This window comes from Gottfriedia acidiceleris, from assembly GCF_002128425.1.
Lineage (GTDB): Bacteria > Bacillota > Bacilli > Bacillales > Bacillaceae_G > Gottfriedia > Gottfriedia acidiceleris.
Window position 1 is genome coordinate 340,678 of the sequence record NZ_NESS01000005.1, and the last position, 21,984, is coordinate 362,661.

Annotated in this window: 23 protein-coding genes; 4 read left to right on the top strand and 19 right to left on the bottom strand. The window is 32.0% G+C overall.

Annotated elements, in window-relative coordinates:
- Positions 1–2 precede the first annotated feature (2 nt).
- The 9 genes from B6K90_RS12205 to B6K90_RS12245 form a co-directional block, all read right to left on the bottom strand.
- Positions 3–1,469: a UDP-N-acetylmuramoyl-L-alanyl-D-glutamate--2,6-diaminopimelate ligase gene (locus B6K90_RS12205; RefSeq protein ID WP_088013041.1), complete on the bottom strand. Its 1,467-nt coding sequence runs from the start codon at positions 1,467–1,469 to the stop codon at positions 3–5.
- Positions 1,470–1,494: 25 nt separating this feature from the next.
- Positions 1,495–3,447 (bottom strand): stage V sporulation protein D, encoded by a 1,953-nt coding sequence (locus B6K90_RS12210; RefSeq protein WP_088013042.1) that lies wholly within the window; start codon positions 3,445–3,447, stop codon positions 1,495–1,497.
- Between the two features lie 133 nt (positions 3,448–3,580).
- Positions 3,581–5,773: a penicillin-binding protein gene (locus B6K90_RS12215; RefSeq protein ID WP_088013043.1), complete on the bottom strand. Its 2,193-nt coding sequence runs from the start codon at positions 5,771–5,773 to the stop codon at positions 3,581–3,583.
- 11 nt (positions 5,774–5,784) lie between these two features.
- Positions 5,785–6,150 (bottom strand): cell division protein FtsL, encoded by a 366-nt coding sequence (ftsL, locus tag B6K90_RS12220; protein WP_088013044.1) that lies wholly within the window; start codon positions 6,148–6,150, stop codon positions 5,785–5,787.
- Between the two features lie 12 nt (positions 6,151–6,162).
- Entirely contained in the window at positions 6,163–7,095 is a 933-nt protein-coding gene (gene rsmH / locus B6K90_RS12225) for a 16S rRNA (cytosine(1402)-N(4))-methyltransferase RsmH (protein WP_088013045.1), read from the bottom strand.
- A gap of 31 nt (positions 7,096–7,126) precedes the next feature.
- Positions 7,127–7,558, bottom strand: a complete 432-nt coding sequence (mraZ, locus tag B6K90_RS12230) for a division/cell wall cluster transcriptional repressor MraZ (RefSeq protein WP_088013046.1) — start codon at positions 7,556–7,558, stop codon at positions 7,127–7,129.
- 202 nt (positions 7,559–7,760) lie between these two features.
- Positions 7,761–9,389, bottom strand: coding sequence for a bacillithiol biosynthesis cysteine-adding enzyme BshC (gene bshC, locus B6K90_RS12235; protein ID WP_088013047.1), 1,629 nt, complete (start codon positions 9,387–9,389; stop codon positions 7,761–7,763).
- A 26-nt stretch (positions 9,390–9,415) separates the two neighbouring features.
- The gene (locus B6K90_RS12240) at positions 9,416–9,808 is read right to left on the bottom strand and encodes a DUF3397 family protein (RefSeq protein WP_088013048.1); all 393 of its coding nucleotides are present in this window, start codon (positions 9,806–9,808) and stop codon (positions 9,416–9,418) included.
- Positions 9,809–9,814: 6 nt separating this feature from the next.
- Positions 9,815–10,702, bottom strand: coding sequence for a 2-dehydropantoate 2-reductase (locus tag B6K90_RS12245; RefSeq protein ID WP_167555353.1), 888 nt, complete (start codon positions 10,700–10,702; stop codon positions 9,815–9,817).
- 147 nt (positions 10,703–10,849) lie between these two features.
- Here B6K90_RS12245 and B6K90_RS12250 point away from each other — a divergent pair, with 147 nt between their 5' ends.
- Complete coding sequence (locus B6K90_RS12250; protein WP_235821790.1) at positions 10,850–11,263, top strand: GNAT family N-acetyltransferase; 414 nt, start codon at positions 10,850–10,852, stop codon at positions 11,261–11,263.
- Between the two features lie 46 nt (positions 11,264–11,309).
- Here the strand turns inward: B6K90_RS12250 and B6K90_RS12255 are convergent, their stop codons facing one another.
- The 4 genes from B6K90_RS12255 to B6K90_RS12270 all read right to left on the bottom strand — a co-directional run bounded on the left by B6K90_RS12255 (position 11,310) and on the right by B6K90_RS12270 (position 13,660).
- Positions 11,310–11,888, bottom strand: a complete 579-nt coding sequence (locus B6K90_RS12255; RefSeq protein WP_088013050.1) for an RsfA family transcriptional regulator — start codon at positions 11,886–11,888, stop codon at positions 11,310–11,312.
- Between the two features lie 76 nt (positions 11,889–11,964).
- Positions 11,965–12,732: an enoyl-CoA hydratase/isomerase family protein gene (locus tag B6K90_RS12260; protein WP_088013051.1), complete on the bottom strand. Its 768-nt coding sequence runs from the start codon at positions 12,730–12,732 to the stop codon at positions 11,965–11,967.
- Between the two features lie 183 nt (positions 12,733–12,915).
- Positions 12,916–13,089 carry a 50S ribosomal protein L32 gene (rpmF, locus tag B6K90_RS12265; protein ID WP_025672195.1) on the bottom strand — a complete coding sequence of 58 codons (174 nt, stop codon included), beginning with the start codon at positions 13,087–13,089 and terminating at the stop codon, positions 12,916–12,918.
- Between the two features lie 55 nt (positions 13,090–13,144).
- Positions 13,145–13,660, bottom strand: coding sequence for a YceD family protein (locus B6K90_RS12270; protein WP_088013052.1), 516 nt, complete (start codon positions 13,658–13,660; stop codon positions 13,145–13,147).
- Positions 13,661–14,138: 478 nt separating this feature from the next.
- Here B6K90_RS12270 and B6K90_RS12275 point away from each other — a divergent pair, with 478 nt between their 5' ends.
- Positions 14,139–15,374, top strand: coding sequence for a nucleotidyltransferase (locus B6K90_RS12275; RefSeq protein ID WP_088013053.1), 1,236 nt, complete (start codon positions 14,139–14,141; stop codon positions 15,372–15,374).
- A gap of 109 nt (positions 15,375–15,483) precedes the next feature.
- Here B6K90_RS12275 and B6K90_RS12280 read toward each other — a convergent pair whose 3' ends face one another.
- Positions 15,484–16,509, bottom strand: coding sequence for a SepM family pheromone-processing serine protease (locus tag B6K90_RS12280; RefSeq protein ID WP_088013054.1), 1,026 nt, complete (start codon positions 16,507–16,509; stop codon positions 15,484–15,486).
- Positions 16,484–17,290: a patatin-like phospholipase family protein gene (locus B6K90_RS12285; RefSeq protein WP_088013055.1), complete on the bottom strand. Its 807-nt coding sequence runs from the start codon at positions 17,288–17,290 to the stop codon at positions 16,484–16,486. The genes B6K90_RS12280 and B6K90_RS12285 overlap by 26 nt, the downstream gene beginning before the upstream one ends.
- 140 nt (positions 17,291–17,430) lie before the next feature.
- On the opposite strand from B6K90_RS12285, the gene ylbJ reads away from it, so the two are divergent.
- Positions 17,431–18,687, top strand: coding sequence for a sporulation integral membrane protein YlbJ (gene ylbJ / locus B6K90_RS12290; protein ID WP_088013056.1), 1,257 nt, complete (start codon positions 17,431–17,433; stop codon positions 18,685–18,687).
- Between the two features lie 36 nt (positions 18,688–18,723).
- Here ylbJ and coaD read toward each other — a convergent pair whose 3' ends face one another.
- Both coaD and rsmD read right to left on the bottom strand, forming a co-directional pair.
- Positions 18,724–19,215, bottom strand: a complete 492-nt coding sequence (gene coaD / locus B6K90_RS12295) for a pantetheine-phosphate adenylyltransferase (RefSeq protein ID WP_088013057.1) — start codon at positions 19,213–19,215, stop codon at positions 18,724–18,726.
- Positions 19,216–19,232: 17 nt separating this feature from the next.
- Complete coding sequence (gene rsmD, locus B6K90_RS12300; protein WP_088013058.1) at positions 19,233–19,790, bottom strand: 16S rRNA (guanine(966)-N(2))-methyltransferase RsmD; 558 nt, start codon at positions 19,788–19,790, stop codon at positions 19,233–19,235.
- Between the two features lie 367 nt (positions 19,791–20,157).
- On the opposite strand from rsmD, the gene B6K90_RS12305 reads away from it, so the two are divergent.
- Entirely contained in the window at positions 20,158–20,547 is a 390-nt protein-coding gene (locus B6K90_RS12305) for a DUF7147 family protein (protein WP_088013059.1), read from the top strand.
- 177 nt (positions 20,548–20,724) lie between these two features.
- Here B6K90_RS12305 and B6K90_RS12310 read toward each other — a convergent pair whose 3' ends face one another.
- On the bottom strand, positions 20,725–20,997 hold the full coding sequence (locus B6K90_RS12310) for a YlbG family protein (protein WP_056468449.1): 273 nt from the start codon (positions 20,995–20,997) through the stop codon (positions 20,725–20,727).
- Positions 20,998–21,468: 471 nt separating this feature from the next.
- Entirely contained in the window at positions 21,469–21,924 is a 456-nt protein-coding gene (locus B6K90_RS12320; protein ID WP_088013061.1) for a YlbF family regulator, read from the bottom strand.
- Between the last annotated feature and the right edge of the window lie 60 nt (positions 21,925–21,984).

Consider the following 21,984-nt stretch of genomic DNA (forward strand, 5'->3'; position numbering starts at 1 on the left):
TACTATCCTCTTCTTTGCAAAATTGCTTCTTTAGCTTCTTCAACATCATCAAAATGTGAAACATTCGTTCCTACAATCTGATATGTCTCATGACCTTTACCTGCAATAACAATAATATCATGTTTTTTTGCATTTTGAATCGCAAATGTTATAGCTTTTTTACGATCTTCTATTACCGTTATATTATTATGCTCTAATCCGCGTTTCATGTCATCTAAAATTAAAGTTGGGTCTTCTGTTCTTGGGTTATCTGATGTAAAAATCGCTTTTGTTGAAAGATCCGCTGCAATCTTACCCATTAGTGGTCGTTTTGTTCGGTCACGATCTCCACCACAACCAACAACAGTATAAATATCATTTTTTGCAAATTGCTTAACAGTATTTAATACATTTTCTAAACTATCTGGTGTATGAGCATAGTCTACAATTACAGTAAAATCTTGACCAGCATTAACTGCTTGGAAACGTCCTGGAACACCTTCAATCGTTGCAACAGCGTCTAGGATTGTCTCCATTTCTATATTTAATGCGATTCCTGTACCAATTGCAGCTAACACATTATATACGTTAAATGTTCCAATTAGGTTCATTTCTACAACATATTGTTTATTTAAAAAATGCAATGTGAATCTAGTACCAGCATTCGTTAATTCGATTTCATCAGCAAACAAGTCAGCCTCTTGACTTAAACCATAAGTTATTAGATTTGCTTGTGTAAACTTCATATATTCATTGGAAGCAAGATCATCATTATTTAGGATTGCAAATTTAGGTTTTTGTGTAGAGAAGCTATTACCTAGTTGAGAGAATAATAAACCTTTAGCTTTTTTATATTCTTCCATCGTTCCATGATAATCTAAGTGATCTTGTGATAGATTTGTAAAAACAGCAATATCATATTCACAACCATGAACACGCCCTAAATGTAATGCATGAGAAGAAACTTCCATTACAGCAGTATCCACATTTGCGTCAACCATTTTTGCAAACATTGATTGTAAAGTTAAACTATCAGGAGTTGTATTTTTTGTTTCAAAAATCTCTTCTCCAATTTTCATACCAATAGTGCCAATGACACCTGTTTTTTTCTTATTGTGTTTAACGATTTCTTCAATAATATATGAAGTTGTGGTCTTACCATTCGTACCAGTAATACCAACTAGATTTAGTTTATGTGTTGGGTTTTCATAAAAGGCATTACCAACAACAGCCATCGAACGATTTGTATCTTTCACATAAGCTACTGGAACATTCGATTCAATTGGTTTTTGTGCAAGTATTGCTACTGCGCCTTTTTCAATTGCTTGATCTACGTACTTATGGCCATCAACTGTATACCCTTCTATACAGATGAATAAATAACCTGGTTTTACATTTCTTGAATCCATTTCAACTCCAGTGATTTCCGGATTTTCAGATGGAAGATTCACTAAAGGCTTTAATCTTGATAATAAAGTATGAAGTTTCATAGTAATTCCTTTCGTATTCACTAAATCATTTTTTATCTTTAGATTTAGATTTAGTTTCTTCTTTCGTTCCTAAATAAATTCTAATTTTAGAACCTTCTTTTAGTTTAACACCTGCTTTTGGTGCTTGGTCAACAACAATATTTCCGCTGCCACTATATTCAATAGTAAAAGTATCTAGCAAAGGTTGCAAATCTTTTTTCTCCAAACCGATTAAATTTGGCACTTCATACGTTGGTGTATCACCGTATACGAATTTTTTTTCAATCTGATTTTTTCTAGGTGGTACGCCTAAAACTTGCATACTATCACGAATAATATTCCCTACTATTGGAGCAGCTACAACTCCCCCAAATTGAACAGTACCTTTTGGATTATCAACTGCGATATATACTACTATTTGAGGATCGTCAGCAGGTGCAAAGCCTACGAACGAAACGATAAAGCTACTATCATCGTATCGTCCATCTTTTACTTTTTGCGCCGTTCCAGTTTTACCACCTACACGATACCCTTCCACAAATGCTCCTTTACCAGTACCTTGTGCAACAACACTTTCTAAAGCTAATCGTACCTCTTTAGATGTATCAGGAGAGATAACTCGTCTTTTTGATATTGGTGTTTTACGACTTACTACTTCATTTGTAACCGGATCTACAAACTCTTTAGCAATATATGGTTGGTAAAGAATTCCTCCATTAATAGCAGCTGAAACGGCTGCAACTTGCTGAATTGGTGTAACTGATACACCTTGACCAAAAGCAGTTGTTGCTGCTTCAACTGGACCGACTCTATCCATGCTGAATAAAATCCCTGAACCTTCACCTTGTAAATCAATTCCTGTTTTTTGGCCGAAACCAAAATTACGAATATATTTAAATAAACGGTCTTCTCCTAAACGATTACCTAATTCTACAAAACCTGGATTACACGAATTTTGAACTACCTCTAAGAATGTTTGAGAGCCATGTCCACCTCTTTTATGGCAACGTAAACGAGCTCCCGCTACTTCAGCAGCCCCATCATCATAAAAATGGTCTTTATTCAAATCTACTAATCCCTCATTTAATGCCGCTGCAAGTGTAATAATCTTAAATGTTGAACCTGGCTCGTAATTTGACCAAACAGGTAAATTTCGATTATATACTTCTGGTGAAACATTTTTAAAATTAGTAGGATCGAAGCTTGGACGACTGCTCATTGCAAGTATCTCACCCGTATTCGGATTCATAGCAATTCCAATCATTGAATCAGGATTATATTGAGCTATTGCATTATTCATTTCTCGTTCAAGAATTGTTTGTATACGTGAATCTACTGTTAATTTTAAGTTTAAACCATTAATAGGCGGAATATAGTCATCTGCAATATTGGGCATTCTTTGTCCCTTTGCGTCAGAATAGAATTGCACACTACCCTTTTCACCACTTAATTGCTTGTCATAATATAATTCTAATCCATTTAAACCTTGATTATCGATTCCTGCAAAACCTAAAACATGAGAAAGATAATCACCAAATGGGTAATACCTTTTAGAATCCTCTGCTATGTAAACACCAGCTATGTTAAGATCTCGGATTTGTTTAGCTTTCTCATTAGTAATTTTTATACCTTCTGTGCGAATGTGTTCCATACTAGATCTTTTCGTTAAAATTTTATAAAGCTTTACTTCGGAGATTTTTAAAATTGGGGCAAGTTTCTCAGTCGCTTCCTTAGGATCTTTAATTTGTCTAGGAACGACTAATACAGATGGAGCACTTTTATTTGTAGCAAGAGCAACACCATTACGATCTAAAATTTCACCACGCTTTGGTTCAAATGGAATGTCTCGACTCCACGAATTTTTCGCGCGCTCTGTTAAAAGATCACCCATAGCAAATTGTACATAACCAAGCCTCGTTGCAATAATAGAAAAAATTAATAAACCACCAATAAATACAAAAAATAATCGTTTTCGAACCGTTACATTAGATACTCGCATCGAAACGAACACTCCTCTACATTATGTTCGTTTCAATATATGCTTGTACCAAATACAATAGACCTTCTAGCTCTTTATTGTCCTAGAATGGTCTATTGTATTTTTTATTTAATTGATTTTATTTCAACTTTTTTTACTCTTGTACATCTACTTTTACATCTTTTTCATCTTTGGTAGTTCCATTAGGTTTATCTAATTCAATCGTTAAATAGTCATGATCCCTTAGCTCTGAATCTTCTTTAATACTCTGGCTTGTTACAAATCCGGATCCTTTTGATGAGATATTTAGATTAAATAATTTCCCTAAACGGTTAACATCTGATTTTGACCAACCAATAATCGACGGCATTGTATTTGTTCCATTTGTCTTAAGATAAATTTTAGTACCTCTGACAACTTGAGTTTTTGACTTAATTGATTGACCAGTAACTTCTAACCCATTACCTAATAGAACAGGTTTTAGCCCTTCGGAAATAGCTAATGATTTTGCTTCATCTAAAGTTAGACCTTTCAAATTCGGAATTTCTATACTTTCTTTATCGATTAATTTATCTACCTTAGCATTTTCAACAGGCTTAACCTTCATATACTCTAACGCGCCCTTAGTCACTGTTCTAAATATTTCAGAAACACCATCTGAACCTATTTCAGTCGCTTCAAGTTTTGGACGAAGCATAGCTACATAAACAACTAATTTTGGATTATCTGCTGGGGCCATACCGATAAATGAAAATAGGTTTTGACCACGTCCCTTAAGATATTTCCCGTGATCGTCAACAACTTGGGCAGTACCAGTTTTACCAGCAACAGAGTAGCCATCAATCGCATAGTTATGCCCAGTACCATGTGGTGCTGTAATAACTGTTTCTAACAATGCTCTTTCTCTTTTTGCCGTTTCTTCTGAAATTGGATTACCAACAACTTGAGATTTATAGTCTTTAATAACTTTATTCGTATCATGATCGACAATCTTATCAACAATATAAGGCTTCATCATTTTTCCATTGTTAGCAATAGCACTTGCAGCTTGGATAATTTGAATTCCTGTTACTGTAGACCCTTGTCCAAAAGCAGTTGTTGTTTTTTCAAGTGGATAATTAAATACTAATTTACCGCTTGATTCACCTGGCAGATTAATATTAGTTTTTTGTGTAAACCCAAAGTTTTTATAGTATTGTAAAAATCGATCCGGACCTATTTTTTCATTAAGTAGGATTGAAATACCTACATTTGAAGACCTTTGAATCCCTTCGTCAAAAGTAATGGAACCCCATCCGTTTCGATTTACGTCATGGACAGTGCCTCCACCTGGTACTTTATATCGGCCAGATTGGAAATATTCATTCCCATTATAAACTCCTTCATTCATTGCAGCACCTAAAGTGAATATTTTCATCGTAGAACCTGCTTCAATCGCATATGAAATCGGATCGTTCGTATAGTTTGTAATGTCATGAAGATTCGGATTGAAGCTAGGACGATTACTCATCGCAACAATTTTACCGGTTTTCGGATCAGAAACGATTGCCATAATCTTTTCTGGCTCATATTTTTCTTCCACTTTAGTCATTGCATCTTCTAGTAAACTTTGAATCTTTGTATCTATTGTTAAATACACATCATCACCATTATGCGGGGGAGTAACCTTCTCATTTTCATATGGTAGAATATTTCCTTTTCGATCACGTAAAAAGCTTCTTTTTCCATCTTTTTCAGTTAACTCATTATTTAATGATTTTTCTAATCCCATTTCTCCAATTAGATCGCCATCATCATTTACATTCGTATAACCTAACGTATGTGATGCAAATACACCATTTGGATAATATCGTTGTTGTGAAGGAGTAAAAACAATACCAGGTAGCTTTAATTTCTCAATTTGTTCTTTTTTGCTTTGAGAAATATTTCTTCCACCTGGTCCTAATTCAACTTGATATTTTGGTTTACCTAATTTTTCTAAAAGTTCCGATTCATCGATATCTAAAATGGATGATAATTCTCTAGCTGTTTTTTCTTTGTCTACTACATGCCTTTTCACTTTCGAGTTTTTTGAAGCTCTTGGGTCTAGAACTGCCGATACAGTGTAGGAAGTCACCTCTTCCGCAAGTGGAACACCTTGTGAATCATAGATCGTGCCTCTTTTTGCAGGAATTTTTTGAGATGTATTATAATTCTCATCAGCATAAACTTTTAAATTTTTACCTTCAACTGTAGTTGATAATTGTATATAGCAAAGTCTAGCTACAAGAGATATAAAAAGGAGAAAAGTGCCTAGAAAAAACCAACGAATACCATAATTTGTGTATTTATTCTTTTTCTTACTCATATCACAATCTCCTAGTTGCTAGTGTCGGTAAACTTTACATTGTTACTATCAATATTTAAACCTAACTCTTTTGCTTTTTGCCATATACGCTCATATGTGCTTAACTCATCAATCTTCATTTTAAGCTCAGAGTTATGCTGTTTTCCATTTGCTATTTCATTTTTCACACTTTGAATTTTTAAGTTTGTATCATATATTTCCGCTTGGGTTTTAATTATTTTTGTACCCATAAAGAAGCATGCAAAAATAAATCCTAGGTAAAGTATTTTTTCAATAGGGGTAATTTTTGATGCTCTCTTTTGTTTTTTCTTGTTAGAAGGTCTTTGTTGTAAATCAGTAACTTGTTTTTGTTGTAGCTTTCTAGCCAAATTACTCATTATTTTCCCTCCTTATAATTTTTCTGCAACCCTTAACTTTGCAGATCTTGCTCGTTTATTAAATTCGACTTCTTCATCTGTTGGTAAAAGCGGCTTTCTTGTCACTAGTTTTAATTTAGGCTTAAACTCATCAGGAATAATTGGTAAACCTGGTGGTAACGGTGGAAGTGAACTAGCTTCTTTAAAAATCGTTTTACAAATGCGATCCTCTAATGAATGGAACGTTATTACACTAATTCTACCTTTTGGTTTTATAAGGGTAATTGCATCTTTAAGTGCTTCTTCAAATACACCTAGTTCATCATTTACAGCTATACGAATTGCTTGGAAAATTCTTTTAGCAGGATGTCCACCTGTTCTTCTTGCAGGAGCAGGGATTGCATCTTTAATGATTTCGACTAACTCAAAAGTTGTTTCAATCGGTTTCTTCGCTCTTAATTCTTCAATTCTTCTTGCAACTTGTTTAGAGAATTTCTCTTCTCCATATCGGAAAAATATTTTTACAAGTTGCTCATATGGCCAGTCATTTACAACCTCGTATGCTGATAATGTTTGTTCTTGATTCATACGCATATCAAGTGGTGCTTCTTGATGAAAACTAAATCCACGTTCAGCTACATCTAATTGTGGTGACGAAACGCCTAAGTCAAATAAGATGCCATCGACCTCAAAAATTCCTAAATTATGAAGTTCCTCTTTTATATGTTTAAAATTACTTTTTACAATTGTTAATTGATTTTCGTATTTATTCAATCTCTCTTTTGCATGTTTAATTGCTGTTTCATCTTGATCAAAAGCGATTAATCTACCCTTAGATGAAAGTTGAGATAGTAAGTATTCACTATGTCCTCCACCGCCAAGTGTACAATCTACATAAATGCCATCTTCATTTATTTCTAAAGAATCAACAGTTTCTTTTAATAAAACCGTAATATGTTCAAACATGATGCTTTCACTACTTTCAATTTGTTAATTTTTACAAGTCAAATCCGATTAAGTTTTCTGCTAACTCACCAAATGACTCTTCTGATTCATTCATATATGTATTCCAAGTTGATAAATCCCAAATCTCGATACGATTTGTAACACCAACTACTACACATTCTTTTTCTAATTTTGCATAACTACGTAAATTAGGTGTTATATTAATTCTCCCCATCTTATCCATCTCACATTCCATTGCCCCTGAGAAGAAAAAACGGGTAAATGCTCTTGCATCTTTTTTAGTTAGTGGTAGTGTGCGCAGTTTATCTTCAATTACACTCCATTCGGCCATTGAATAACCAAATAAGCATTGATCTAAACCTCTTGTAACAATGAAGTTTTCACCAAGCTTGTCTCGAAATTTTGAAGGTATAATAAGACGTCCTTTAACATCGATATTATGTTGATATTCACCGATAAACATCCTATTCCCCCACTTTCTAACACAAACTTACCACAATCCCCCACTTCTTACCACCTTTTCTAAAAAATTCTTTAAAAAAACAAAAAATCCTGCTAACAGTGCAGCAGGATTTCATTTTTATTATAAAATTCAGCTTATTTTAAAGTAATGTTGCTTATTGAAAATCAACTTACACATATTAAATAAAAGCAATATTATACGCTTAAATTTTTACGATTTGATGTGCGTGATCCCATGATAGTTCTAAACTACAAAGTTCATGAACAAAATCAAAACCATATTTATTTATATAATAAAGGATATTTAGCGTTCGTTCTTGTGGTTTCCCATTAGGAGAAATAGAACATATAATTCGATTCCACTTTTCAATCTGTTCTTCATTTTGCTTTAAAATTGATTCTTCTATTTTTCGTTCTAAAAGTAGAATTTGTTCTTCTATTTTAAAATAATTCTTTATAGAAAAATCCTTTAAATTCGGTGTTACTTTTTTTGTTACATCTTGAAGAGGTTTATGCAATTCTTCTAAAGATTTTTTAGCATTACTAAACACTACTTTATAGTCTAGTTTTACTTGATCTTTAATCCATTCAGCTTTCTTTTCTTCTAATGATATTTTCAGTACATCATTAATATCTAATGAAAAATCTTCTAGTGCTGATATGATATTTCTTTCAAAAATAGTAAACATATGTCTTAAAAACACAGGTGGCATTTGCAGGTTAAATATATTAAAAATGTCCTTTAGCTCAGCCCAATAAGCAATTTCACCAGGACCTCCGACAAATGCTAATGTTGGAAATAAATACTCCTGCATGATTGGTCTAGTAACCACATTATTACTTAATAAAGCTGGCTGTTCATTAGCTATTTTAATCAACTCATGCTTAGAGAACTGATAATTCTTATTCTTCGTTTGAAAAACCTCTTCATTTTCAGACACTTCTAGTAGCTGTCTACCTTCTTTACTATGGTAAAAAAGATGAATACTCTGTTCAGAAATTTGAAGTGTTTCGTGGTACCCGGATTTTATTAATCTGCTTTTCGTATCCTTTAATACCCCTCTTACGATATCCTGCTTTAGAATCATTTCTTCAAATAAAGATGACTCCAACTCTCGGACATTCGGATCATCAGCATCAATTAAGACAAGTCCTTCTTTTTCAAACAATTTAAAAATAATTTTCGCAAAAAAATCTACGTAAGTAGTAGATTGCTCAGTCATCGAATATAGTTCTTCAAGTAATTCCTTTGAATAATTCGTTTCATTAAATGTTTTAACTATTTTATCAATCCACTTTCTCATTTCTTGCGGATCTAATTCTGTTCTAGAAGCAGAATGAGAATAAGTATTTTTTTGATAAAAGGTTTGTTTTTTTACTGCATTGTTCTCAATTGTATGAATATGGTTTATTTCATCTATATCGTGGTCTTCACCAGCAATCCAAAATACTGGGACAACTGTTAGGCTATGTTCTTTTTCATATTTCTTAGCCAATTGAATAATTGAAATAATTTTATGTATAGAATACAATGGGCCAGTTAATAAGCCAGCTTGTTGTCCACCAATTACAACAAATGAATCTTTATTAAGTAATTTTTTCACATTTTCTAATGATTCATTACTTGCATGATGCTTATGATGAAACTTCTCAAGTGCATTTACTAATCCTGTGCGATTATAAGAACGCTCCATTACATTTTTAATTCTATATTCCATTTCTTCCTTAACTAATGGATTTTCACCAAAGAAAGAAGAAATTACTTCATTTCCATTTACAAAATCATTCAGCAATTTATTTTGCCCGCCTAAATGGACTTTACTAATTTGCATTACGAACTTCCTCTCTCGTTCTTCAATTAAGCATTATACTCAGTTATTTTTAAAGCTAAACCAGTCAACATGGTTATAAAGTGAAGAATAATAAATAGAATACATGACATTCTCCAAAAACCTTTTAGTAGCTTAGTAAACCGAATATCCCTCTTTGCTTTCCATTGAAGAATAATACTAATAAATAAGATAACCAATAATAAATTAATTAATATCCAACCTGTTGCAGTCGGAAATATCATATTTAAACCAAAATAAAATGAACTAATATATAGAATTGTAGATAAATCTAACGTAAAAAGCAAAAGTTTACGCTTGTTATTTTTAAAAAATAATTTTAAAAACATATAGATAAATATTGATGAAAAAATCGGAAATTCAATTAATAGTGAAATAAAGAAAATGAAAAATTTTTCCAAAAAGAATTACCCCTTTTTCTTCTCAAGTCCTTTTATACTATTGTACACAAGTTCAATTGTCGGTACATTTATTTTTTTATTAATTGCCAATTTTTTAACAAATCCTAGCATACTTTCAATTTCTGTTTGTCTACCGTGAAATAAATCTCGATTCATTGAAGAGTAGTTCTCTTTCGTTTTCTCACATATTTCTACTAATTTATCCCACTCATTTTGGTGATTTAAATCTAGAACAGTTGCAACCTCATTAAATAATAATTTACAAATTGGTTTAAAATACTCATTAGTAATTAATTCACCATTTCGAACGTTCAATATAGACGTTAAAGGGTTAATAACACAATTTACTAAACATTTTTGTTTAAGTATATACTCCCAATCATCTTGGCTTTTGATTGGAAAATCAGCAGTATGTAAACCCGATAAACGCTTTAAAGCATCTTTTTCACCTTTTATTTGTCCTATTCGAATAATACCTTTACCAGTATGTGTAATTTCATTCGGAGAAGTTTTTAATGCGCCATGTTCAACTATACCTATAAAACAATTTGGAATGGGTAAATTTTTAACGATTTCAATATGAGACATTCCATTCTGTAGAAATAATATATTCTCACCCTCATATTGATTTAACGTGTTTACAATTTGAGTTAAATGATATTGCTTTACACAAACGATTAGTAGATCGAACGTGTTTATTTTAGGTAATAATTTATTTGCAGTTATACACATTTGTTTCTTTTTTTCATCTAATGAAAGTATAACACCTAAGTTATTTATTAGATTTGCCTGTTCTTCTGTTCTCGTAAACAATGTAACATTATGTTTATTTTGATACAAATACGATGCTGTAAGAAGACCAACGGCACCACCACCAATTATTCCTATTTTCATTGATTTCTCCATTCGAAAAATTATTTTTCCACCATTATCTTTTTGATAATAAATTTACACCGAATCTATCTTTTTTTAAATTTAATTGTACGATATAATTATATTTAAAATATTAAAAATTTACATTCTTTTTAAGGGGGAGCTTTTTTGAACATCAAGATAGAACGTTTACAAATAAATTTTAAAACACTTGAACAATTTCAGCAATTTTCTGGTTACGGATTACAAGAGCTATCAATGCTTGAAGATCTTGAATCAAATTTAATTGATAACGAGTTCCAATCTCCTTTCTATGGTATATACTTAGGCAAGGCACTTATTGCCCGAATGAGTTTATATACACATAATGAAAATAATGAAGAAATCATTGAAATAAATAAGATGGAAGTTCTACCTTATTATCAAAAGAATGGGTACGGAAAAGAACTAGTAAATTTCGCAAAATCCTTTAAGAAAACAATCAAAACAATACCAAGAGCAAATTCAAATGAATTTTGGAAAAAACAAGGTTTCATTGAGGCAGATTCTGAATTCGTCATTTGGAAACCAGTAAATAAATAAAGAAAAAAACTCAACCTCCCTTTAAAGATGTTGAGTTTTTTTCATTTTATTTTACTTTCGAGTCATTTTTAGAACTAACTACTATTTTTCGTTTTTGATCTAAAAAATCAAATAAATGTTCATATTCATTTTGGAGCTCATTTAGTTTTTCAACTAATTGTTGCTTTTCAATTTTCAATTGTTCGTTTTCTTGTTTATATTTCAATAGCTTTTTTTCTAAAGATTGTATATCTTTAATTCGTCCACCGGCATCAACTTTTAATCTCAAATATTCAAGGAATTTATATACTGATTCAAAAGTTATTTCGGAATGGACTTTTTCTGTTGTAGCCTCTTCATGAGCTTGATTCGTAATTGTTTTTGAATCGTCTGTGGGTTCTACTTCACTTGATGGAACAGCTTGTTTTTTATTACTATTTTTTGCTTTTTCAATCTCTTCTTTATAAAACTTTCTAACAAAAGAATTCCAGCGGTAACCACAAGCAGCTGCTGTCCTAGACAAGTTCTTTGCGACAACTTTAAATGCCATTAATTGAGTTGACCCTTCATTTATCGTTTTTAAAACTACTTCAGCTAAGTAGTTATCTTCATCTTTTGTCCATGCATCCTGGCGATTTGCAACCATTTGCAATCCCCTCCAATTTCTTATGCAATAAGCAGATTTTACTAATTCATATGCACAAAAAAATGAAGGTAGAAGATTACTTTTCCAATTTTTTTGTAAATTGTTCGATATTTTTTATATGTTCATCTGAAAACCAAAGTGGCATAGCAGAAATAACTTCTTCTTGCATTCGTCTCTTAAGATTTTGCTCGGTCCATTTACGAATAAGTATTTTTTTGTTTTGATGATGAATATGTGCTGGAATACTACTAGCTAAACTTATAAAACTTTCATTATGTAAACTTGTTAAATCTTTCGATAGTTCATGTATAAAGCCGATCTTCTTAGCTTGAAATGCGGTGTAAATATTTGAGGATGATAGTAAAGTAATCCAATCTTGATGGCTCATTTTTTCTTGAAGTACGGTACCTCCACCCCATGAGGTTGGGATTCCCATTCTTCCTTGAATAAATCCTACTTTTGCATTGTGACTTGCGTATCTAAAATCGAAAGCACTTGCAAGTTCGCAACCGCCACCTAAAGCATAACCATTAATAAAACAGATTGTAATTTGAGGCAACATAGCTATTTGATAAATCACATCACACATTTTAAGATTAAAAGATTCTAATCCATTTAAATTATTTTTAAACTTTAAGATTGTATTTAAATCTCCACCAGTACAAAAATATTTCATACCTTCCCCAGTTAAAACAACTAGTTTACTTTGAGATTTCATTCGGATTTCTTGGATAATTTCAGAAAGTTTTTCTACAGTATTTTCATCAATGCAATTCCCGTAATTAGGCCTATTTAAAAATATATAATCTATTTCATCTCTTTGATAAGTAATTACTTCAGACATTGGAATCCCTCTCTCTTTATCTAGTTTCCTATTAGTTTTTATTATACTATACGAGAATTGAAAAGGGCAGAGGTAAAGGGTAGCATGATTTTAGAGGATTCGATGAGATTTTTTAGCCATTCAAACAACGTTTAAAGACAAAAGGAAAAGCACATAGTTTCCTATGTGCTCTAAAAGACTAGCTTATTTGCTAAGTACTTGTTTTCCTTTGTAGTGTCCGCATGATTTACATACGCGGTGTGCTAATGTTAATTCACTACAGTTTGGGCATTCAACCATTCCAGGTACCGCTAATTTAAAATGCGTACGACGCTTTCTTTTTACAGTTTTGGACGTTCTTCTTGCAGGTACTGCCATTGATCCCACCTCCTTAAAGTCAGTGTTTGTTATGAAGCCGGTTATCCGGTACTTCTCAATTATCTTGTTTGTCAAAAAATTTTGCTAATCCAGCAAGACGAGGGTCAATTTTTTGCTCTACTTCGACATGTTCCCTAACTTCCCAATCTGTTCCTGACGTAGGAGCTGTTTCTTTCCCCTCAATATCCTCTGCATAAACCTGCATTGGAATCTCGGCTAAAATACATTCCTCAATCACTGGGGTTAAGTCTAACACATCACCCTCTAGGATGTGAAAATTCTCATCTTCACTTTTCCATTCAGTTGTTGTAAAAAATGTTTCTGTTGTGGTAATCGACAAAGGATATTTTACATCAACTAATGTTCTTACACAAGGTAAAATTAAATATCCAGTTATTGTTAAATGAAACGTATATCGGTTCGTTCCAAAATCAACTCGTCCAGTAACTCGAATAGGAGAAACCTCTCGAATATCAGTATTACGTTCCTTTATTTGACTAACATCAATTGTCTCATCTAAATTTAAACCTTTATGTCTTAATTTCTGCAACTGGTGCACTGACCATTTCATAAATAAACCACCTCAAGGCAACAATGAAAATTATATATTCTTTATAATCACTTGTCAATATTTTTTCTTTACAGTTAGAAAAGCGGAAGGCGTTCGCTCTGCCCCGACAAGCATAAGACGATTTTCGGCTAAGGTTTGCAGTTTAACCTTTGCCGAAAATTGGCTTATGACCTCGAGGGGCAAACGCCTGGAGCTAGACATCTCGAAAAGCGGAGGCGACAGCTTAGCTCCGACAAGCATAAGACGATTTTTAGCTAAGATTTGCTCTTATAGCATACTAAAAATAGTATTAATCCCTTATCTTTCCTCTAGCTTTTCTTTTATATCATAGACCTTACTTCAAATATGTAACCCATCTAATATATTATTTTCCACAATAAAATTCAATACAATTCACACCGGGTTGCGAATTATTTCTTAAAACTGGTATTCTTAATGTATAAATTCGTGAAATTAGTAAATATTGGAGGTGCATTTCTTGCGTTCGGTTGGTGTAGTAGTTGAGTATAACCCATTACATAATGGACATGTTTTTCACTTAACTAGTTCTAAAGAAACTACAAATGCTGATGTTGTTATTGCGGTAATGAGTGGTCAGTTTTTACAAAGAGGCGAGCCTGCAGTCGTTCCAAAGCATGTACGAACAAAGTTGGCTTTACAAGCAGGAGCAGATCTTGTTATTGAATTACCTTATAGCTATTCGACTCAACACGCTAGCATCTTTGCCAAAGGAGCTATTTCAATCCTAGATTCTTTAAAATGTGACTTTGTTTGTTTTGGAAGTGAAGAAGGAAAAATTGAGACATTTTACGAGTTAATCAAACAAAAGAAGCAGCTTACTTCTTCAATCAATTCAAGTATACGTACTTTTCTTGATGAAGGGTTAAGTTACCCTGCTGCATATAGCACTGCTTTACAAAAAAATCTTGAAACATCAAAGCTAGATGTTTCACTTCCAAATAATATTTTAGGAATACATTATTTAGAAGCTATTGAACATTTTGATAGTAAGATGGAAGGTAGAACGATTCAACGAATTGCTGCAAATTATCATGATGAAGAAACCAATCATCATAGTATCGCTAGCGCTACAGCAATTCGAAAAATTCTTATGGGTGATAATCAATCGATTTCTGACTTTGTTCCAAGCTTTACTAGAGAGTCAATTGAGGAATACATAAACGAGTATGGTGCCCTTCATTCTTGGAATGAATATTTACCATTTTTGAAATACAAATTAATGACTTCAACTAAAGAAGCACTTGAAGAAATTTACGAAGCTGTCGAAGGTTTAGAGAGAAGAGTTTTACATTCTGTTTTAAACTGTCTTAATTTTGAAGAGCTAATGACATCAATAAAAACAAAGAGATATACTTGGACTCGAATTCAAAGATTGTTAACACATATCTTAACAAATACATCAAAAAAAGAAATGTCAACAATATTAGAAAAAGACCGAGTTCCATATATTCGTTTACTTGGTATGAGTTCAATGGGAAAAACTTATTTAAATAGCAAAAAAAAATTAATTGAATTACCAATTTATACGACTATTAATCAACAAAATCAAAAAGAACTAAGTACAGATTTGAAAGCAACCTATACTTATGCTTCTATTCTTTCATTAAGCAATCAACAAAAGTTAATAAAAACCGAATATTCATTGTATCCAATTATTTATGATGAAAATAGTAATCAATTTAGTAGATCTTAGTTAGTTTCAACTAAACATTAGAAACAAAAAATAAGCAGGTATAGGTATTAGAATTTAATTCTTCCCCTATATCCTGCTATTTTTTGTGATGCACCTATACATAATCAAATTATTTTTTTGTCTTTAACTTTTCAAGATAATTGATTGCTTGTGCATATGTATCAATCGGTACTATTTTCATTTTCAAGTCATGTTTTTTCGCACTTTTTACAGCTTCATTATAATTTGAATTCTTTTTACCATTTTCATTTGGTGCAAAGAAAATCTCTGCCCCCGAATCAGATGCTGCAATGATTTTTTGAGAAATACCACCAATCGGACCAACGACTCCATTTCTATCTATTGTCCCAGTACCAGCTATTTCGTGACCTTTTGCTAAATTTTCGTCTTTTAATTGATCATAAATTTCTAGCGCAAACATAAGCCCCGCTGAAGGTCCACCTATCTCTTCTGAATTTATTTTAACCTTTGGATTTGTATTTAAATTTAAATTTTCTGCAATAGAAACACCAATTCCAGCACGATTAGGTTCATCTTTAAAAGCTTTTGTTTTAATATTAAAGTTTTTAATCTTACCTTTTCTACTTACTTCTAAATTAAAATTTGAACCAGGTTTACTACTTTTTACAGTATTCGTAAAATCATTTAATGTACGAATATCTTTCCCATTGATTTTCGTAATAATGTCTCCTAGCATTAATACATTATGAGCTGGCATATCCTTTAAAACAGATAATACGACAATACCATTTCCCGTCACTTTATATGATTTTTTAGCTTCTCTATAAGCGTTTAATATCGCAGCTTGCTTTGACTCTTCCATGTATCTTAATTGGCGGAACTGATAATCTTCATCACTTTCACCTTTTACTTTTATTTCATTTATTTTGTATAGATGATAGTTGTCATTAATTTTCGTACCAATATATGAATAGATATTTGCCTTCCCCATTGCTACGGTGGTTAGCATAAATTCACCTTTATCTTTTTTTGCACCTTCAACTTTTACATATGGCCTTAGAGGCTCGGCTAAGCCTGGTTTTGTAACATAATATGGTAATGGAATGAAATATAAAAGAATTAGCGTAATACCAAGTACTAATAGTACATTAAGAATTCTGATCCTTTTTATCACTATTTTTCTCCTTCCATTGCTCAATCTTTTCAAGAATCTCTGGTATTAATTTTTCTGTTGCTTCTTCACCTATTTTGATAACATTTTCAAGGTCAGTAAAGTTTCTAGAATTAACATGATCTAATTTAGGTCTTATCATAACATTAGAGGCAATTTCTCTATTTCTAACGAGCTCGTGTTGCATTATTTCAATACTTTGCATAATCACGTCATAGATCGTTGAAACTTCACCACTAACTTGAATCGGTGAAGCATCTACTCCAATAATAAAATCCGCTCCCATCTCTTTTACAACTGAAACTGGGATACGATCGATTACTCCACCATCAACTAAAAGTCTTCCATTCCATGTTTCTGGTACAAAAATTCCCGGTATTGAAATACTCCCTCGGACTGCTGTAGCAATATCCCCTTTTTGAAATACAATTTTTTCACCTGTTAATAAATCAGTAGCAATTACCGACACTGGCAAATCTAAATCTTCAAGCTTTCTACCAAATGATAGTACTTTTATCAACTCTTTAACTCTGTTCCCAGAAATTAAACCCATTTTTGGAACAGCATAGTCAATATAGTATTTAGATTGAAATACTTTTGCTATTTTATATAGACGATCTACATCCGCACCCGCACCGTATAAAACAGCAACTAAAGCACCTATACTACTACCTGCAATCAGATCTATAGGAATATTATGCTTTTTTAAAACGGAAATTACACCAACATGTGCAAAACCTCTTGCACCTCCTGAACCTAATGCTAAACCAATTTTCGGTTCCAAGTTGTTTCCCCTCCAATTAAACTCTTTGGTCTAAAATTGAATTCCAACAACGTATATTTAATTGTACAAGTTTTTTTTATACATATATTACTATCTTATTTCCTATTCAATGTTCTTACTACAATTAGACAAAAATCTATATGTTTTTTAAGTTTATCTTTGGAGGTTTATATGTGAAAAAAAATTACTTCATTACATTACTAATTTTTTTAATACTTATATTTCTGACATCAACAATTATTCTGCATCCTGAAGTAGCATTTAAAGGCTCGATAAGAGGATTAAATATGTGGTGGGGTATCGTATTTCCTTCTCTCCTTCCTTTTTTCATTTTAAGTGAACTTCTAATTTGCTTTGGAATTGTACAATTTATTGGTGTATTTTTAGAGCCAGTTATGAGACCTTTATTTAGAGTTCCTGGTGTAGGAGCATTCGTTTGGGCGATGGGGATGGCTTCAGGATTTCCTTCAGGTGCAAAACTTTCTGCTAAACTGTATAAAGATGGAGAATTAACAAAATTAGAAGCAGAACGACTTAATTCATTTACAAATTCGTCTAATCCATTGTTTATTTTTGTTGCAATATCTGTTGGTTTTTTTCATAACGCAAAGATCGGACTCGTGCTTGCCATCAGTCATTATTTATCTAACGCGATTGTAGGCCTTATTATGAGGTTTTATGGCAGAAACCAACCTAACTACTCTCGAAAAGAAAGAATCCATTCTAACCGCTTTAAATACGCTTTTAAGGTAATGCATGAAAAACGATTAAGTGAAAGAAGACCGATTGGTAAAATTTTAGGAGACGCTATAGCTTCTTCTGTACAGACATTATTAATGATTGGTGGATTTATTATCGTTTTTTCTGTACTTAATATGCTTTTAATCGAAATTGGATTTATATCTAATGTTGGAAAAATAATTGCATATTGCTTTTCAAATTTAAGGGTTAATCACAATTTATCAACGCCTTTTTTATCTGGATTATTTGAAATCACTTTAGGATCTAAATTAGTAAGTGAACTAGGCAATAGTACTTTATTGCAGCAAGTAGCTTTAACTAGCTTTATTTTAGGATTTGGGGGTTTTTCAATACAAGCCCAAGTAGCAAGTATTATTTCTGAAGTTAAATTAAGTATTAAACCTTATTTAATCGGTCGTTTATTACAATCTGGAATCGCACCTATTTTAGCAATTATCTTTTGGAAGCCACTGTATCTTAACCAGTTAACAACTAATGCTACACATAATACATTACCTGTAATAAAGATTTTTACGGAGAAACAGTTTAACCTCGAATCGTTGATTTCAATAGGTTCATTCATAACATTAATTTCTCTCTACATTTATGTAATTATCTTAATTTATAAAATGTATTCTAAAAAGCTATATTCTTAAACCTTTTCATATAGAAAAAAGAAACCTCAGTTTAAATTAAACTTGAGGTTTCAAAAATTTTTCGGTTAATGCGATATTTACACAATCTGGTACTAAATCTTTTACATTTCCACCATATTTCGCGACTTCTTTTACAATTGATGAACTTAAGAATGAGTATTGATTATTTGTCATAACAAAGAAAGTGTCAATTTCGTCTACTAATTTTTTGTTCATTGCTGTAATTTGCATTTCATATTCGAAGTCTGATACTGCTCTTAGGCCTCTTAATATTGCAGATGCGTTAATTTTTTTTGCGTAATCCATTAATAGACCGCTAAATGAATCAACTCGTACATTTGGAATTGCTTTAGTAGCTTCCGTAATTAATTCTTTTCTTTCTTCTAAAGTAAACAAAGAATTTTTGGCCGAGTTATTTAATACGACAACTATTACCTCATCAAACACTCTTGCTCCACGTTTAATAATATCTAAATGTCCTAAAGTAATTGGATCAAAACTTCCAGGACAAACAGCAATACGTTTCATCTTGTACCCCCTAAAAATTACTCCATACAAATATGATACACTGATACGCCACAAATTCCATATTTTTCTGCTTTTGTTCGTACAAATTTCCCTATTTTTTCAGGTAATTCGACATCAGTAGCATGTTCTACTAAAATTGTTCCATCTGTTGCAAGTAAATTTTTTTCATCAAAAGTTTCAATTAATGATACGATTTGTTGCTTTTTATAAGGAGGATCTAAAATAATTAAATCAAATTGGATCTCTCTTTTAATAATCGCTTTTACAGCTCTCTCAGCGTCATTTCGATACACTTCAGCACAATCAGTTAAATTACATGTTGCTAAGTTTTCTTTAATTGTCTTAATTGCCTTCATTTCACGATCTACAATAATCGCTTTTTCAATCCCTCTACTTAAAGCCTCAATTGATAGTCCACCACTACCACCGAATAAATCTAATACAATACCACCTTCAAAGTAAGGTCCAATTATATTAAACATTGCTTCTTTTACTTTATCAGTTGTCGGTCTAGTACTCATTCCAGGTACTGCCTTTAAACTTAATCCTTTATTTTTTCCTGATACTACTCTCATTAATTTACACCTACTATAAATTTCAATTTACGAAAATATCCTATCATAATTTCACTAAAACAAAAACATTTCTTTCCATATTCTCCTACTAATGTATAAAATCATCCACTTTGGCAATAATTAATTTTAACAACATCTCAGTTGATGTTGTTGCCAACCGCGGAGAAGACTTACGTTTCCCCATAAGTTCTTCCTCCGGTTTCTCCTCTCCCTTTGCCTTCTTTTAAGTGATTACACTTTAATAAGAGGGGCCCTGCAAATGCGGGGTTTTTTTTTATGCTTTTATCCTGTAGAATAAGTGTTGCATTTATGACCATACTTTTTTTTGAAAACTCGTAAAGTATTTACGTTTTAAGGGGGAACACTCATGATTCAACGCATGATTGAAATTGGAGAAGGATACTCAGACTTATATGAACTATTTGAAATTGCTAAATCGCAAAAAGATCGAGTTAAATTCTTACTTAAATTAACATCTGAAAATAAAGGTTCAAACTGCTGTTCTTTTGCTGTTATATTAAGCCCTACTTCTATTGGTGAATTCCAGCCAATATATTACTGTAGAGAAGGAATTACATTAAAAGAAGATTCAGTTACAAAACGTGAAGTGTTGTTTGAAGAATTAGCTACAACTTTGAACAAAGAAATCATCACACTACAAATTAGACATTCAAGCTCATTTCATGAAACCGATTTATTCCACCAATACATTATCGGAATTTTACGCTTAAATCACTTAATTCCACCAATGAAATAACTAGAGCAGGGAATTGTTTTACTATTTCCTAATCTTTTTCATAAAGTACTAAGAAAAAAAGGGATAGTTTTTTACTATCCCCTTACCTCTCAAGACATACCACAAGAAAAACGATTGAACGGTTTTTTAATTCAGATCGGTTATCCCTTCCTAAATTAATTATCCATTCAATCGTTTTTAATCTACTTGATAATCATATTCCTTTGCTTCGTCTGGTTTCGCATTTTCGTACTCAGTCTTAATAAAAGGTTTATATGACAATTCAATTCGTTTTACAAAATGAAATTTTTTCAATCTCTCTATTGTTCGATCTATATCATCCATATTACAATATAGGACTACGTATTTCAAACGTTTAGAGACAAAGTGAATATTTCCAAATTTACGTAACATTTTTGCTTGTTTTAATGACTGTAAATAAATAATAATACCTTGTCTTTGCACGAACATAGCTTTCTCCTTTAAAAATCCGTTAGAAATAGAATATCATATCCCAAATTTCTTTTGCAACGAAACTTTCATAAATAGTTTTTAGAAAGGATTGAAAATTATGTTAGATGATGTTTGGGAGCAATTTTTTAACTGTATTTCAAATTATAAACAAATTATTCAGTTTTCAAACAAACAAATTTGCGGTTCAAATTTCCTATATATTCAGACAGAAAGTCAACAGACCGAAGAAACGATCAAAAAACTACTGATTTATTGCTCAAAAACCATTACTGAACAATTTACACTAATTTACCGAATTGAATTTATCCGTCATGAAAATAATATTTTCGTATTTAGACATCGATTTTACGTTCCGAATAAAAAAATGTTTTGTTGTGGAAATAATTGTGCTAACTGTACTAGGTTCAGAAAATGAATTTCATTAAAAAAAGACTCATTATTAAATAATGAGCCTTTCAATATACTCTATTACCTCGTTTTACATCCACACTTTCCACCTGTGCCACATCCACCAGTACTACATCCTCCACCTGTATTCACGAAGAATGGATTACCCGCTGGAACTTTTACTGAAGGCGAAACAGCCTGAGCAATTAAATAGCTAGTCTCATCTAAAAGTAATTGGACTGCATCTTCCGCTTGCTTAAAAGCAGCGATTGTATCGTTTAATTGAAGTTCTCTTTTAACTTCACTCATTTTTTTTCGAATTTCTTTATAATCAGGATGATATTTTCCAAATCGCTGAACATCCTCATATAAATCCTTCGTTTTCATAAAACGGCTAATAATTTCTTGAGCAGTTTTATCATTATTTAATGCAATATATGAAGTTCGATACTGATCTGCAACATCCGAGTTTACGATCATTGAAGCAAGTTCTTCTGAGACTGTTATAAGTTGCAAGGTTTCCATTGTTGCATACATTTCCTTACACCTCCAAGAATAAACTATATCACATTTAATTCCTTAAATAAAAGAACTTGT